This is a genomic window from Clostridium sp. CS1-1, from assembly GCF_056135525.1.
This window is the reverse complement of the sequence record NZ_CM148680.1, coordinates 2,510,786-2,528,911: the sequence shown is the minus strand read 5'-3', so window position 1 is coordinate 2,528,911 and position 18,126 is coordinate 2,510,786. Positions and strand designations below refer to the sequence as shown.

9 protein-coding genes are annotated in these 18,126 nt (G+C 27.4%); all 9 read left to right on the top strand.

Going from position 1 to position 18,126, the window contains the following annotated elements:
• Positions 1-178: 178 nt before the first annotated feature.
• The 9 genes from AC0N0V_RS11925 (at position 179) to AC0N0V_RS11885 (ending at position 17,976) form a co-directional block, all read left to right on the top strand.
• Entirely contained in the window at positions 179-829 is a 651-nt protein-coding gene (locus tag AC0N0V_RS11925; protein WP_474458072.1) for an AbiU2 domain-containing protein, read from the top strand.
• Between the two features lie 196 nt (positions 830-1,025).
• Positions 1,026-2,603: an RNA-dependent RNA polymerase family protein gene (locus AC0N0V_RS11920; protein ID WP_474458070.1), complete on the top strand. Its 1,578-nt coding sequence runs from the start codon at positions 1,026-1,028 to the stop codon at positions 2,601-2,603.
• Between the two features lie 269 nt (positions 2,604-2,872).
• Entirely contained in the window at positions 2,873-4,138 is a 1,266-nt protein-coding gene (locus AC0N0V_RS11915; RefSeq protein WP_474464381.1) for an FRG domain-containing protein, read from the top strand.
• A gap of 362 nt (positions 4,139-4,500) precedes the next feature.
• Positions 4,501-7,959 carry an Eco57I restriction-modification methylase domain-containing protein gene (locus tag AC0N0V_RS11910; RefSeq protein WP_474464380.1) on the top strand — a complete coding sequence of 1,153 codons (3,459 nt, stop codon included), beginning with the start codon at positions 4,501-4,503 and terminating at the stop codon, positions 7,957-7,959.
• Positions 7,960-7,970: 11 nt separating this feature from the next.
• Complete coding sequence (locus tag AC0N0V_RS11905; RefSeq protein WP_474464378.1) at positions 7,971-11,075, top strand: helicase-related protein; 3,105 nt, start codon at positions 7,971-7,973, stop codon at positions 11,073-11,075.
• Between the two features lie 214 nt (positions 11,076-11,289).
• Positions 11,290-12,198 carry a ParA family protein gene (locus AC0N0V_RS11900; RefSeq protein ID WP_474464376.1) on the top strand — a complete coding sequence of 303 codons (909 nt, stop codon included), beginning with the start codon at positions 11,290-11,292 and terminating at the stop codon, positions 12,196-12,198.
• Positions 12,199-12,600: a hypothetical protein gene (locus AC0N0V_RS11895; protein ID WP_474464374.1), complete on the top strand. Its 402-nt coding sequence runs from the start codon at positions 12,199-12,201 to the stop codon at positions 12,598-12,600.
• 389 nt (positions 12,601-12,989) lie between these two features.
• Positions 12,990-15,620, top strand: coding sequence for an MrcB family domain-containing protein (locus AC0N0V_RS11890; protein ID WP_474464372.1), 2,631 nt, complete (start codon positions 12,990-12,992; stop codon positions 15,618-15,620).
• Complete coding sequence (locus tag AC0N0V_RS11885) at positions 15,592-17,976, top strand: DUF2357 domain-containing protein (RefSeq protein WP_474464371.1); 2,385 nt, start codon at positions 15,592-15,594, stop codon at positions 17,974-17,976. Before AC0N0V_RS11890 ends, AC0N0V_RS11885 begins: the two co-directional genes overlap by 29 nt.
• Positions 17,977-18,126: the final 150 nt, after the last annotated feature.

Genomic DNA, 18,126 nt, shown 5'->3' with positions numbered 1-18,126 from the left:
AAGTCTATTAGACATGTATTAAAGTAATGCGATCCATAAGTTGTCAGATTGACTTCGCTAAGTGTAATAAGTAAAATCTGACTACATTTACAACCTAAGGTAGTTTTTGATAGCTAAAATAAAGTATATAATAATGAAAAATAAATAATTTAAGAAAATTAAAATTGGGAGGATGTATATGAATTCTAATAAATTTGAAGAAGTCTACGAAGCAATTGATTATGAAATAAAATATTTACATTTAAAGTGGAAAAATTTTAAAGAGGTATACTCAGCAGGAAAAGAAAATATTGATTTCCTGAATAAGGTAGCACCTACTTTTTTTGCATTGGTACAAAGTGCTTGTTGGAACGATATCTTATTGCATATAAGTAAAATAACAGATCCTAAAAGTACGAAAGTAAGAGGAGAAGAAAAAGAAAATCTTACATTAGATAAATTGGTTGATTTAATAAAAGATCATAGTGATTTACATACAAATTGTTCAAAAAAGCTAGATGAAATTAAGAACTTATGTAAAGAAATAAAATTACACAGAAATAAGAGAATAGCTCATTTTGATTTGGAGGTAAATGTTCCTATACTAAGCAAAAAATTACCTGACATTGAAATCAAAAAGATTGAAGATATCCTTAAGAAAACTGGAGAATTAATGAATGAGATAAATGAAAAAATTTTAGAAGAGCATGTTTTATATGAACTTTTATCATATGAGGGAGGTGGGGGTACATTGGTTAAAAAAATGCAATTTTCAAATATATTAGATTATCCTAATAATATAAAGAGACAACTAAAAGATGCAGTTATACCAAAAGATAGTTTGAAATAATTAAAGATAGAGATGTTCATTATTAAAAGGAGTTTATTAGGCTAATAACAGGAATTAGATAATTATCTAAAAAGATAAAAAGTTTATAAGTTATATTTATTTTAACTATCTCACAATTAACAATTTGCAATTTAAAGGAAACAATAAAACGAATTTTTAGTTAAAAAATAGAATGAAAAGAAATGAGGCGTAGGCGATGGAACTTAATAATTTGTATAATTTTAAAAATCCAGTTAAAAATTTCTTAGATATAGACAAAATTAAATTGCCAGATAATATATCTTCTTTTGACCTTGAAAAACTGTGCTGGGTTGCACCTTTTAATTTTAGAGTAAGAAAGCAAGATGATCAGTATCGTATCATTAAAATGCCTAATATCTTGAATTTTGCACGTGCATATGAAGAATTTAAGGACATGCCACATTTCAGCAAAATTCAAAGTATGGATTATTCACATAAACGTTTATCGACAAATATTAAAACAGGAGATTTTACATCAGGAGAATATGATAGACAGTTGGAAGAAGATTTTGAAGGCTTATGTACATACGATAATTTGATTAAAATGGATATAAAAGAATATTACGGAAGAATATATACACATAACATTGTTCCTTCAGAACATAGCGATCGATTTTTATCTAACATGAATTTAGGGGCAACTAACGGTTTGATAATGGGAAATTACTTATCATTATATTTTGCAGAAGTTAATTTAACGAACATCAGTAAGGATATAGAAAAAGAAATTGAAGACTTAGGGATACAATGTAAGTTTTCTTATTTTTCTGATGATTTTTACTTCTTCTGCAATAAAAATGATAATGAGAAGATAGTTAAAATTTTTGATAAAGTATTAGAAAAATATGAACTTGAAAGAAATGATGCAAAAAAAGAAATATGGACTTATGAAACCTTTAACAACTATAATTTAGTAGCAAGATATTGGAAAAAAGTAATTGCTCATTGTAATGTAAGATTTGATGAAGGAAGAAATAATAATAAGTTGTATTTTATTAATCAAATAGTTTATAGAATGTCAAACTTAGAGGATAATAAATTAAAGAAAACCTTCATTAATAATTTCTTTAAAACAAAATATTTTAGAGAATTAAATCTTGATAAATATCAGGTTAAGAATTATGATTACCACCAGTTATGCTTTATCTTTAAGTTTTCTCCAGAAGCTATGCTATATGCTATTGATAAGTTTAATATAATGAATGATTTTGATAAGAACAGATTACTTGAATTTTTCAAGGTAAGATATAAAGAGATACTTCAAGAATCGTTTAATGATGAACAATTATACTTCTATTATGCAATAAAAATATTGAATTTTACAGATTTACTAATAGAACAGAAAGATATTGTGCTTAAGTCAAATAATCAAATATTAATTTCATATTATTTAAAAGATGGATTATTTGGAAGTGAAGATATTGATATTCTAAAAGCAAATAATGATGAGAAATATTGGTTCCAAAATTACCACTTAATATTATATTCACCTGATTTGTTAGCTGACTTAGAAAATAGCATTTATAAGTATTTAATACCTATAAATTCAAAAGAGCAAGCGAGTGATAAACCTGCCAGAAAGGCAAAGAAGGAACTTCAAAAGAAATCATATATGGATTTTTATAAAGAAAATTTAGAATTGAAAAATCCTATAATTAGAGATATATCAGATGTTCTTGCTGAAATTAAAGATTACTTAAGACTAAAAATTGAAGAAAACGAGGCTACTTTTGAAGCAGTAGAAGAAGATTAGAATATTTAAATTTAATACATAAAGATACTTAAATAAAATGAAAGTAGAAAGACTTGTCGGCATATGGCAAGTCTTTCTTTGTAAATGTATCAATAGTAAGTTAAAATTAGAATAAATAGACGATTTATGGATAATTAAATTTTAAAGAAAGGATGTATTAGATATTTATTGTTGTAATTGCTAAATTTCTAATTACTCATCTAATTAGACAAGTTGTGTCTATAATGAGAATAAGAAGAATTGAATATTAAGGTATAAGGAGATCAATTATGCGTGATAAAAACAGTAAGATGTTATCAAAAAATGAAAGTGAAGAAGAGTATTATGAAATGCTAGTTAGAGAACATGAGGAATGTGCAAAAAAATTTCAAGATGTATTATCTGAATGTTATTCTAGATTACTTGAAAACAAAATTGTTGTTGTGGACAACAACGAGGTTTTTAATAAGGATTTTACAAGGATAAGTTTTATTGGAGAAGTTGAAGATTTAAGTAAAAAAGAGGATTTTGTTAATTTTCGTATACATATTAATATTAAAGAAGATGAAGACAATAGAATTATGGTTATATACCCAACTAATACTAACAACAATGTTGGTACAGTTAAGGTAGAAGTTATTACATGCTTGTCTGAATTTATTCAAAAGGTAATATATTCCCCAAAAACAGATGAATACAAAACTTTTTATAGAGGGCATGGAAACTGGAAATATGAATTAGTCCCAGGGATTTATAGAGAGCAAAATAAACATATTTTGAAAAATGAGAGCGAATATATTCGAGATATTATTGCTTCGTATCCCAGATTTTTTATTCACTGTAAATCAGCGTTGGATTTTTTATCTGTTTTACAGCATCATGCTTTTCCAACAAGATTACTTGATTTTAGTGAAAATCCTTTGATAGCACTATATATGGCTTGTAGTAGTGAAGAGTTAGAACATTCGGATACTATTAGAATTGATGTACCAAATAGTAGTTTTAAATATTATGATAGCGACACTGTTAGTGTTTTGGCTAATTTGGCATTTGCTGAAAATTCTTTTTCTATTAATGATTTTAAGCGTAATACTGAGAATCAAGATGAAGTAATAAAATTATTTAATAAACGTACAGATATTAAAAAACTTGTTCATTTAATCAGAACTGAAAAGCCTTTTTTTAAACCAGAAATTAACCCTGAACATTTGGAAAATACAATTATTTTTGTCAAGCCAAAACAAGAATTTGATAGAATCGTTCATCAGAATGGATTGTTTGCTCTTTTTGGCATAAATAAAAATAAAGAAGTTATGCCAGAAATTGAGTTTATGGAGCCTAATTGCAATATTACACATTTTATTATTCCTTCTAATTGTAAAAAAAGAATTATTGAAGAACTATCAGGTATTAACATTAATGAGGCTACAGTATATTGCGATATGGATCATATAGCAAAGTATTACAAAAATATTTCACAAAAAAATGAAATTCAAAATATAATTAATAAAAAAGAAAATGATTTTATATCACAGATATGGGATGTTTCAAAATAGTAATAATCTTCCCATTATCCATATAATTAGCAGTTCCATAATAACAGCAAGAATTATGAAATACGATAAATGACTATCATTACAGCTATAATGATAGTCATTTATTTTTAATAAGAAAACAAGAATAAGACATAATAGAAATCTCGGATTAAAACTCAGGCCATGATAAGAACTTTAAGTTTTTGATTGCTATAAGAAAAAGTGGATGTTTTAGGTAGGTGAGGGAAGTAAGTGCATGCTTCATCGATATATACTGTAATCGTTGTCAAATCATCAATACTTGAACTTTAATATAATTTTAGTAAGTATTTATAGAAGTTATGAATATACTTGTAACATAGTAATTATTTAGGATGGTAGATTTGTTTTTAAAATTGGATAACTTAAATGACATCCAGGATTATTTTGTGCAATCAGGCTACAAAGATAATCCTATATACAATTTTGATAAATCCTTAAATGGTTTAAATTACGATTATATTAGAAAAATGCACTTATTAACAGATACAAATGGTTTTAAAGTTTGGGCTATTGAAATTGAAGAGTTAAGAACTGAGTGGATGAATAGAATAGCATATAAACTCTATAACAGAAGCCCACTAGAACGTAACCTATTAGTTTTTATTTGTGAAAAAGATGTAGCTTTTTTGCACTATCATATGGAAGCTGCTAGTGAAACTCTAAAGATTAGAAGACTATTTATTAACTCTAATAGTATCACAACTACAGAAGAACAAATATTAAAAGAAATACAGATCAATTTAGAGGACATAGAGGAAATTGAAAGTATTCATGAAAAACATATTAAAGCCTTTGATACTGAAAAGGTAACTTCTAAGTTTTTTGAGCAATTTAAAATAGAGGTAGAAAACATACAAAATAATTTAAAAGGCTTAAATACTAAGGAAGATAGAAAAAATTATGCTGTATTGTTATTAGGTAGGATGATTTTTTTATACTTTATACAAAAGAAAGGATGGCTCAATGGGAATAAAAATTATTTGTTTAATATGTTTGAATACTGTGAAAGCAAGGATGATCCTATAAATTACTATGAGAATATATTAAAACCATTGTTTTTTCAATGTCTTAATACTCCTGAAAAACAGAGAGATAAAAAAGCAAAGAAATTATACGAGAATTCAGAGTTATATATTGATACAAGTTTGACATCTAATTTTAAAGGCATTCCTTACCTTAACGGAGGACTATTTCAGCCTCATAAAAAATATGAAAAAGAAACAAATATAAAATTAGATAACGAAGTGTTTGAGCAATTATTTGGTAACTTACTAAACAAGTATAATTTCACCGTGAAAGAAGATTTGGGATATGATGCAGATATAGCTGTTGATCCAGAACTCTTGGGACAGATATATGAAAATATGATTAATTCAGAAGAAAGAAAAAGCACAGGAAGTTTTTATACGCCAAGGCCAATTATTAGTTATATGTGTAAAGAATCTTTAAAAGAGTATCTTACTGAAAACTGCTTAATAACATCTAAAGCGAAGATAAATGACTTTATAGATAACTTAGAAAAAAATATATATAGTGAACAGAGCCCTAGCCTAATTGAATCGCATGAAATATTGGACGCATTAAAACAATTAAAGGTTTGTGATCCTGCAGTAGGCTCGGGTGCTTTTATACTAGGTATGTTACAATTGCTAGTTACTATATATAGAAAGTTATCTAAAAACATAGATTTTTATAAAATTAAGAGACAAATAATAAAAGAGAATCTTTATGGAATTGATATACAAGAAGGTGCGGTTGAAATAGCCCATTTAAGATTATGGTTATCTTTAGCAGTTGAATATAATGCCAAATCTTTAACGGATATAGAACCACTTCCTAATTTGAATTTTAAAATAATGCAAGGGAACAGTTTAGTATCAAGATTTCATAACGTGGACTTTGATTCAAATATTAATAAGTTTAACGAAGAGCAGCAAACTAGTCTATTTGATTATAGTATTTATAAAAAAGAAATAGAAGAAGTTGTGAATTATAAAAAGTGTTACTTTTCTACTATGGAAGAAAAAGAAAAGCTAGAAAAAAAGATTATAGACTCCGAGGAAAACTTATTAATTAAAATATTAAAATCTGTTAATAATAAAAAAACTAATATAGGTATAGAGGAAATGTTAGAAAATTATAAAAAGGAATTTTTCTCTTGGGTAATTAATTTTCCAGAAGTTTTTATTGAATCATCAAATAAAGGTTTTGATATTGTAATAGGCAATCCACCGTATGTTAATACCAAAGAAGTTCAAAAACTCTCTTATAAAGATGAATTAAAATTAACGTACAAATTTAGTGACGATTTATATAATCATTTTGTATTCAAATCAATGTCTCTAACTAAAAACAAAGGGGTATTAGCTTTTATTACTTCCAATACTTTTTTAACAATACAAACTAAACTAAATATGAGAGCGTTATTACAGAATAGACATTTAAAGATACTTGCAGATATGCCAAAATCTTTTAAAGCCTTGGTTGATACAGCTATTTTTATAGTCAAAAACGAAATTGAAAAATCAAATTATAAATTTAAATATATTGATGCTACTGAATTAAACCTTGAAAATATATATAATATAGATGATTGTGTAGGGGATAAATCTTATGACATAGGCATTAATGTATTTAGAAATAATTTACTAAAGGCTTTCTTCAAACCAAACAATATAAATATGCAGATATATGAAAAATATATAATGAAGATAAATGAACTCTATAGAGTATGGTGGGACAAAATAAAAACATCAAAGGATATTAAGAAAAATAATATTCTAATTGAGAAATATAGAAAAACACTAAAACCAGGAGACATAACACTTTTAGGGCTTATTACAGAAGGCGGTCAAGGATTAGCTACAGGAGATAATGGGAAATATGTAGGAGTCATTGAAGGTTCTAAATTAGCAGAAAAAGCTTTAATTAATAGAGCTAACAAGTTTTATGAAATGCTAATCAAAAATCAATTAAATAAGTCAAGGCTAGTAAAGCTTAGACCTGAATTTAAAGATATTACTACAAAAGAACAAGTTAGAGAAATGCTAAGTAAAAAAAGTGAATATCAAATAAGGAAATTGTTTGATGAAATTAAAGAAAAAATAGAAAAGGATATTTTTGGACAAGGTTTTATTTATAGAATAATAGGTAAAAACGAAATGGCGGATGTAGACAAATTGAATGAAGAAGAAAAAACAGGCGGTATTAGTAGTAATGATAGAGTTTATGTACCTTATGATAAGGGAGATAAGGAAGGAAATAGGTGGTATTTAGATACTCCTTATTGTATTAATTGGAGTAAGAAAATAGTTAAGTTTTTATTGGTTAACTCAGGAAAAAGTGGTAAAGGTATGCCGGTGGTAAGAAATAGGGATACCTATTTCAAAGAAGGATTTTGTTGGACCGATGTAAATAGCATATATCTTAAGTCCAGGATTAAAGGAAAAAGTGTTCATGACGTATTAAGTATGAGTCTATTTAATATGATCAATGATAACTTAATAAGTGAAAAGTACATTATTGCGTTAATAAATTCAAAATTTATGAGTGAATTTGTACAGGAATTTTTAAATAATACTTCACATTTCCAAATTAATGATGCTAGGAAAATTCCTATAATTATACCGAATAAAGAACAATTAAAATATGTAAATGATCTAGTAGACAAAGCTATAGAACTAAGAAAACTACAGTTTACCAAAGGAATAAGTGGGGTAGAGGCAGATTATAAACTAGATCATATACAGAAACAAGTAGATAGTTTTGTATATGAATTATATGGAATCAATTTAGAATAAATGAGGTGTTTATGAATAAGATACCGGAAATAATAGATAACAGAATTAACATGTTAAAGGATACAATTAATAAGCTTTTAAAGTATTCCACTAAGGTAGAAATAGCTACAGGCTATTTCTACCTTAGTGGCTTTGAGCTTGTAAAAGAGAACATAAAACCTAATTGTGAAATTAAGATTTTAATAGGAAACGAGACTGATGGAATTACAGCTAATGAAATAAATAAAGGATATGAAACCATAAAGGCAAGTATCATGAATTCTATATCACAGGAGTCTTCTAATTTAACAGAGGAGAAAAAACAAAATATATACGAATTAGCTGAATTTATTAGACTAGGTATTATAGATTTTAGAATATATGTTAAGGATAAATTCCATTCAAAGGCTTATATATTTGACGTTGAATATAATAACGGAGACATTGAAGAAAGTCATGCTATCGTTGGTTCAAGTAATTTTACTAGAAGGGGATTAGGTTCAAGTGAATCAAAAGGTGTTAATACAGAGCTAAATGTAGTTTTAAGCCAACCTTCTGCCGTACAGGGAATTAAGGAATGGTTTGGATTAATTTGGAATGAGTCAGAAGATTTTAACATGGAGCTTTTAAATATTATAGATAGAAACATAAAAGTAGAAACAATGGAATATTCTCCTTTTGATATTATTTTGAAAACTCTATATACATTTTTAAAGAACAATGAAATTTTTAAAGAAATAAAAAGATTAAATTTGGATGATTTAACACAATTTCAATTATTTGCAGTAAAAAAAGCAATACAAATTCTTAATAATTATAATGGTGTTATTATTGCCGATAGTGTTGGACTTGGAAAAACTTATATTGCTAAAGGTCTATTGAAATTTTTAAGTTCTGAGCATAAGAATGTAATTGTAATATGTCCAGCATCTCTTAGAGAAATGTGGAAGCATGAGATAGAAGGGTTATGTATATATGCTGAAATAGTAACGCAGGAAAGCATAGGTCGAAACGGTTTAGATTTAGAAAAATATTCTAACATACAAGCTATAATTATCGATGAAGTGCACAATTTTAGAAATGAAAATGCAAACAGATTTAAAGAACTAGTAAAAATCACATCAGATAAAAAAATGATTATGTTAACAGCAACTCCAATAAATAATACAATAATGGATCTATATAATATACTTACTTTATTTATAAAAGAAGATGAATTTAAGGATAAGTACGGAATAACTAATCTAAGAGAAATCTTTCTTAATCATGATTTACATAAGGATGAAATTAATAATATTTTAAATGAGGTTATGATTAAAAGAAGTAAGGCCTTTATTAGAAAAAAATATGGAAATAAAGATCAAAAACTTTTAATAAGTGGAAAGGAAGTCAAATTTCCTAAAAGATATCTAAAGACAATTATGTATGATATAGCAAGGGTATATGGTAATAACATATTTCAGGAAATAGCAATCACCCTAGAAAATTTAAGCTTACCAATTATTACAAAAGATAAACTAACAGAAAAACAGTTAACATACACAAAAATATTGATAAAGATAATGTTTTTAAAAAGATTTGAAAGTTCAGTAGAAGCATTCCGAAAATCAATAAGGAAACAAAAATATTATTGTGAATTATTACTTAAGTGTATTGATAAAGGCTATTTAATCTGCAAAAAGGACATATATAAGGTCTTCAAATTTGAGGATAACGAAGAGGCTAATCAATACGAAAAAATTAGTATATCTAATTTTGATGGTGATATAAATGAATTAATTGAAAATGTTAACGCTGATAAAGACATATTTGAAAGCATACTTAATAAAATAAGTGATATTACTGCTGATAAGGATATAAAACTGAAAACTTTAATTAAGTACATTAGTAAAAATCTTCAAGATAAGAAAATATTAATATTTACACAGTTTAAAGATACGGCAAAGTATATTTATAATCAGTTACAAGTTAATAAGTTTAAAAATATAGCTGAATTAGATAGTAAAAGTTGTAATGCAAAAGAAAAGCAGAATATAATCAAAAGATTTTCGCCTAAGTCTAACAACGTAGATGCAAAAATTGAAGATGAACTAAATATATTAGTTTCAACAGATGTTCTATCAGAAGGCCAAAATTTGCAAGACTGTAACATAATTATTAATTACGATTTAACCTGGAATCCTGTAATAATAATCCAAAGAGAAGGAAGGATAGATAGAATTACTACTGAATTTGATGATATTTATATATACAATTTTATGCCTGATGATAAGCTAGAGGAATTACTAAATTTAGTTAAGAAACTAAATGATAAGATTAAATACATTAACGAGACTATAGGTAATGAAAATAAAATTATTTCTGATAATGAGATGATTATCGAAAAAGTGTTTAATGATGACGATAAAGAAACTATTTTTAGAATATATAGTGAAGATAGCATGGTAATAGGTGATTTGGAGAAAGACGATTTACTGAAATCAGAAGAGGATATATACAGTGATTTTGAAGAGCTAATTTTTAAGAATGATAGCAATAGAAAAAAAGCAATAAAATTAAGCGATGGTATATACTCTTTAGTTAAATCAGAAAATTATAGAGGTGTTTATATATACTACAAAATAAGAGAAAAGGATTTTTGGCTATTTTATGATATTAATAAAAAGAACTTTATTACAAACAGAGCATATATATATCAAATAATTTCAGCGGTTAAAGTTCCAAAAATTAAGCCTGTAAAACAAGATGTTTTCTTTAATGTAGATGAAATATTAGATAAAGGATTTAATTTTGTAAAGCAGGAAATAGAAAAAACTATACAATATAAGGTTGCAACACCGAAAATTAATTATATACAGAAAAATATAGCAAAACGACTTGATTTAATTTTCAGAAATAAAAAATATAAAGGTATTTTAACGAATGAAAAAATACTAATTCTAAAGAAAATAAATCAACCGTTGCATAGAGGAATAGTTAAAAGATTAAAAGACTTAGAATCTGAAGAACTTGATGATGGACGATTACTAGATCAATTAATTAAAGTATTACAAGATGTGGAGGTCAATGGCGGTGGAAAGGAAACAAAAGTAGATGATAAAGAAATTAAATTAATATGCTACGAAGTATTTATATAGGATTAGTAGTCTATAGGTGCGGGTTAACAGTTAGAATAAAAGTAATTGCAATTAAATAGTGTAATTTAATTGCAGAATAAGAGCCAACTATATGATAAAAACAGGAGAATAATATAAGCCTAACTTAAAGTAATATTTAGTACATTTATTCATAAGTTTAACAAAATAAAAATATTTATAAAGTATGTCTATCAATAGTTGTAGGAGGCTTTTAATGAAAGTAATATCAGTAATAAACTATAAGGGAGGAGTTGGGAAAACTACAGTAACAGCTAATATAGCGTCAGGTTTAGCTAAGCAAGGTAAAAAAGTTTTAGCTATAGATCTAGATCCGCAGTCTAATCTAACTTTTTCATTTATTCAAGTTGACACATGGAAGGATAAATATCAAGATAGCAAAACAATAAAAACATGGTATGACAGTTTTATTGAAAGAGGAAACGTAAAGGATTTAAATAAACTTGTTATCATACCAGAAGAAGTAAATAAAATAGTTAATGGGAACTTACAATTAATCTGTTCTCATCTAGCTCTAATAAATGTAGATCTGGAGCTAGCAGTTATGTTAGGAGGAGCTACACCAAGACAGCAAAAAAATAACTTTCTAGAAGTGTATTCTCTTTTAACCAAAGGAATAGATTCTATGGAAAGTTCATATGATTACATTTTAATAGATTGTCCCCCTAACTTTAATATAGTTACCAAAACAGCTATAGTGGCAAGTGACTATTATATGATTCCTGCCAAACTTGATTACTTATCAACTTTAGGGATAGAGCAATTGCAACGACACATAACAGAGCTAATTGGAGATTATAACAATTACTTAGAAAAAGATGAAAACCCAGATTTGAAAAAAGTAATGCCTAAATTACTAGGTGTTGTTCCAACTATGGTAGGCATAAGAGAAGGGAAAGTATATTCTGTTCAAGAGCAGTATTTGGATAATATACAAAAAATGAAAATACCTATTTTTGAAAGTAAGATTAGAGAAAATAAAACCATATATGCTGATGCGCCTCAATATGGGGTACCTGTTATATTAGATTCGCACAAATCTCATATAACTGTAGTTGATGAGTTGAAAAAGCTTACTTTAGAGTTTACAAGGAAGGTAATATAGATGAGTGAAGTAAAAAAGCAATTTATTTTATTCTTAAAGGTAACTTCTAAGATTTTAGAATCCTTAACAGAAGAACAGTGTAAAAGTATATTAAGTGGTAAGGGAAAGATTAGATATGAAGAGCTAACAGTAGATGAAAATATAGAAAAAATTGAAGAGGTAAATACAAAATCTTATGTAAATGAAATTGAGCAATTTGATAATAGAGAAGAAGCTCATAATTATATTCAAAGCCTGAACCTTAAAAAAGCTGATATGCTGGAATTAGCTAATCAGTTAAAAGTACATTTAAATAAGAGTGATAAAAAAGATACCATAGTAAGAAAGATTATAGAGACTACCATAGGTGCTAAGTTGAGAAATGAGGCTTTTAAAAACATCAGTTTAAAGGAAAATAAATAAAGTAAATGAACACAACTTGGTTTATCAAATAAACGATTTAAGATAAGATCCCTGAGTTTTTGAATATTGTTGTTTTAAGTCTCTAATGAAAAGCAATAAAATATTTATATTTAAGTAATAAAACGAATCTATCTGGATTCGTTTATTTTTATATATGAATATCTACCATGTTCGGGGTGAGCCTCTCGCTATGGGGTATGAACCGATAGTACGTATTGGACGTTACTGCTTGCTAATTATACTAAATTAATAGAAATGTTCCTTTATTTTAGAAAAATTTTCTATATGTGTGGTAAAATTAAACTAAATAAGTTTTAAAATAAGCTTGCACAAATAATTTAAAGTTTAATTGCAATTGAACTATTGTTTAGAAAGGAAGTTGCGTTATAATGACTACTTGGGATAAACCAAATATAGAAAATATAATAGCTAGAAAAAAAGTAGATTTATCATTATTTAAGTATGGTATTCATATTCCAATTGAATATAGAAAAGCTTTCCTAAGCGTTATTCCTGAAGGCAAGATCCCACAAGGTCGGGCAAAAAAAATAACATTAGAATTTGAAGACTTTTCAGAGGAAGTAGAACTAAGGAACATAAATGCTCAAAATAGAAAAGATGATATCTTACAGATAAGATACAACGGCAACTCTAAGATGGCAAACTATTTAAAAGATAAACTTAAAAAAAGTTACAAGATTGTTCAAGAGAATAGTCCTGAGGCACAAGATAGCATAGATGAATATATAGAATTTTACAAGACTGATAGGCCAAATGTAGTAAAAGTGAAATTAATAATATCTAGTGAAGATATTGGTGTCAATAATGATAACTCAATAAGCGATGATATAAAAAGTAGATTTTTTAACTATATAGGAGATAAATATTCACTAGGGTCCAATTATCAAAAATCCTATAAGATAGTCTTGTTATCATCATTAATAAATAACGTAAATAATGAAGGTAAATCAGATTATTATAAGGTTTGTAATGATATAGCAAACTTCTACATAGAAAGAAACAAATCTAACCTATTAGTTGAAAACATTGATAGTAAAATTGTTCAAAATATAGATAAGCTAGATGTACCAACAGTAAGAGCTGTAATGAATGAAAATGCATATAAAGTTATTAATAATCAAGGTTATATTTATAAAGAAACAATAGATGGCAAAGAATACATATGCTTTAACGATGAATTATGGAAAACCTTAAGCGATGAAGACTTGTTAAAGCTTAAAGACATACTAAGTTCAAAATTAAATCTATATTATAAGGAGAGAGTAACCACAGTGGAAGAGACTAAATTAAAAGAGTTCTTTCAATATGTTATAGATACCTATGTAAATGCTAGAAGGAGTGAAGAATTCAAAGGCCATAAATTAGGTGAAATAATCAGAAATCAAATTCCTAATTATATAAAGGAGCTAGATTTTATAGATAAAGATAAGTATGAAATAAAAGGCTCAATAGGTCAGGGAAATTGGGCAAAGGTTCCTTGGATTGCCATAATGGATAAATCAATTGCAACCTCAACGCAGAAAGGTGTATATGTTGTTTATTTATTTTCTGAGAACATGGATAAATTATATTTGACATTAAATCAAGGTGTAACTGAATACGTTAATAACTATAAAAAAGCAGCAAATGAGAAATTAAAAGGAAATGCAGATAATATTAGAAAGAACCTAAATTTAGATGATACGTACCTAAAAGCACCAATATACTTGGGGGACGGAGAACTAGGGAAATCTTATGAAGCAGGATCTATTGCAACTATAGAATATGATCCTAAAAGTTTGCCAGATGATAATATTTTAAAAAAGGATTTGTTAAGAATTATGGGATATTATAAAGCATATGTAAGTGGGTTTAACCCAGGAACTAAAGTTGAGGTTATTCTTAATCCAAGGGAAATTATAAATCAAATACATAACTACATAACATCAAAAGGATACATCTACAGCCCCGATTCAATCAAAAACTTCTATCTCTCCCTAAAAACAAAACCCTTCGTCATCCTAGCGGGCATCAGTGGAACAGGTAAGTCAAAAATTGTAAGATTATTTGCAGAAGCCATAGGAGCAAACACTGATAACGGAAGATTTAAAATGATTTCGGTAAAACCTGACTGGAATGACAGCACTGAATTATTTGGTTACAAAAACATAAATGATGAATTTATTCCAGGCCAGCTTACGGAAATAATAAAAGAAGCTTTAGAAAATAGTTCAATGCCTTATTTTGTATGTATAGATGAAATGAATTTGGCTAGAGTAGAATACTATTTAAGTGAATACCTAAGTCTTATTGAAAGTAGAAGAGTACAGGGAGATAAGATTACTACAGACAATATATTTAACAGCAACTTTATTGATAATGACTATAGCAAACTATACATACCTGAAAACTTATATATAATTGGCACTGTAAACATGGATGATACCACTTTCCAATTCAGCAGAAAAGTATTAGATAGAGCTAATACTATAGAATTTTCTGAAGTAGATTTAAATCAGTTATTTCTTCATAGCGAAGAAATAGATGAAGTAACAAGTGAGGAAGTAGATAACGGCTTCATCAAAACTAATTACTTAAATATAAATGACATAGAGGAAGATTATAGAGAATATGCAGTTTCTATTAATGATAAGATAGTTAAAATAAATATCATACTTAAGAAGGCTAGAAAGCACTTTGCCTATAGAGTTAGGGATGAAATTATATTTTATATGGTAGAAAACAAGAAGCTAGAACTTTTAAGTGAAAGTGTGGCTTTTGACTATCAGATAATGCAGAAGATACTGCCAGCTATAAGTGGAAGTGAAGCTATAATAAAGGAAGTTTTAGTAGATTTATTTAACTTCTGTTTAGGAAAGGAAGCGGTATTTTCAGATACTTCTTATTTGGAAGATGCAGAGAGTTTCTTAAAAGATGCTATTTACGATAAGAGCGCATCGAAAATATTAGACATGTTAAGAGGGTATAAGTATGATGGCTTTGCAACGTACTGGTTCTAACAAAACTCTTTTATATATTGAAACCTCTGATTTTAAGCTATATATAACAGGAAATTTATATAACAAAAAGTTTCAGTATATAAATTCAAACTTGAATTTAGAAGCTCATTTGTTTGTAGATAGTAATATGTATGATCCACAAATTAAAACTTCTAACGATGAAGGAGAGTTATTTGAAAACAGCGGCTCTATGAGACCTTCCTTTTTCGAAGATGGCATATATCAAATCTTTATTGAGAACTATACGGAGGAACCTTTGGAGCTGTATCATATAGATAAGGAAATTAGAGATTGCATAATTTCTATAGGCAATAACTTAATTGGAAGTTTTGGTTTCAATGGAGATATAGGTCATTCCACATTTAAAATTAAAAAGAACAATAAAGAGATTTTAACCTTTACCATAGAAGTCTTTCCATCCAAGATGGATTACATGAAAGATTACAAAGAAATATTAAATGAAGTTAATGAAGAGATAGCTTCTTTGGTATTTGATTTTCTAGGAAAAACTTTTCAAACTGTGCATTTAAAAGAGGTTTCTAGTCAAACAGGAGTAGAATTTACAGGCATTTTGATGAACATATACGAGCAGCTAGAAAAGGCTATAAAGAGAGTTGAAAATCACCCTAAGCATGGTGTGATAAATATAGAAGAAATTAAAAGTGTAGATAAAGCTAAGAAGGTCTCTAGAAATAGTATAGATTATATAAGAAAGCACAGTAACAATCTTATTAAATCTAATAGAGGTGTAATTGATATCAGAGGGGAGAAATATCTTCCATCTAAAGTGGTAGAGATAAAGAAAACCACAACCTTTGATATATATGAAAATCAATACGTAAAGTTTATGCTCAAGAGTATTGTTACGAGAATTAAGCTAATAAAGAATAACATAGTAAATATGTACGGTGAGGAAAATGAGTACTTTAAAGCTCTTTCTTTATTTGAAAATAGATTGTTAAGACACTTAAATGTATTCTTTAAAAATATATCAGACATTCAAGGTAGGAAGAGTATGTCTTTAGTATTTAAAATGTCCAGTGGATATAAAGAAGTGTACTATTATTATATGATGCTGAAAAAAGGTTTAGATATAAGTGAAGGACTTTATAATATAACACCCAAAAAGCTTTGGAAGCTTTATGAAATATGGTGCTACATGAAATTACATAGAACATTGAATGACATGGGATTTGTAACAGTTAAGAATGGCATAATAGAGACTAAAGACAACGGTATTACATTATCTCTTACTCAAAATAAGCAATCTAAAAGTATCTATACTAATAAACATGGAAAGAGTGTTGAACTCTGGTATAACAAGGCTTATACTGATTTACCAACTACTAATCAAAGGCCAGATACTATTCTTTGTCTTAGAAACAAAGAAAAAAATAGTAGAGTATATATTTTTGATGCTAAATATAGGTTAAGCATAGATGATAATGGTATCATAGGTCCTATGGAAGATGACATAAATGTAATGCATAGATATAGAGATGCTATAGTCAGCGAACTTGATGAAGGTATGCAGTTTAAGTATGATGCTTTTGGTGCCTATGTTATGTTTCCTTATTCTAATGAAGAAGAGTTTAAAAACCATGATTTTTACAAAAGTATAGAGAAAGTAAATATAGGGGCTTTTCCTATGCTGCCCGGCAGTACAAATTTAATTAAACAGCATCTATATAAAATATTAAGTGAATCTTACATTGAGTCTAAGAGTAAGCTACCAACTCATGAAGTGGAAGATGATTACTACAAATTTAAGAATACTAATGTAATGGTAGCTAATGTAAGTGATAAGCATCATTTAGAGGCTTATGTAAACAATAAGTTTTATCATATACCTGCTAAGGCGCTATCAAATATTAAACTTGGAGTAGAATACATTGCATTTTATCAATCAAAAAATTATTTTGAAGAAAGTTCAGGAGTATATTATTATGGCAGAATAAGGGGAATAAAAAGATGTAAAAGAAAAGATTGTGCAGAATTGCCAGTTAAAAGAGGCAGCGGAGAAGATGAATATTTAAGATTTGAATTAGAGGAACTACTGTCTGTAGGCCCAATATCCACAGTAGAATACGGGGTAGAACTAATAACTTATACTACTATGTATCTCTTGAAAAATGCAGAAACTATGCACGAGTTAAGTTTTAGAAGTAGAAATGAAATAGAGTTGTACAAGATTCTAAAGGAATTGAGTAAAGATAAAGAGTTAAAGATACTAAGGCGTAAAGATCATTTTATGCTGGGGAACATAAAAATAGAGATATTGAATTCTAAGAAATTGAGAGTGAATGAAGAGATAGTTGATTTTAATTATTTAGATGAGTTTATTAATAAAAGTTAAATACAATAATGAAGGGTGATGCTGGTAGCTTTATGATAATAATGTAGAGATAATTATGGAAAAATAATACTAGATGTAAATCACATATATAACGATGCCGTGGCTGTTTTATTGGCAGCTAGGCATTCTAATATAAAGATTAAGGATATT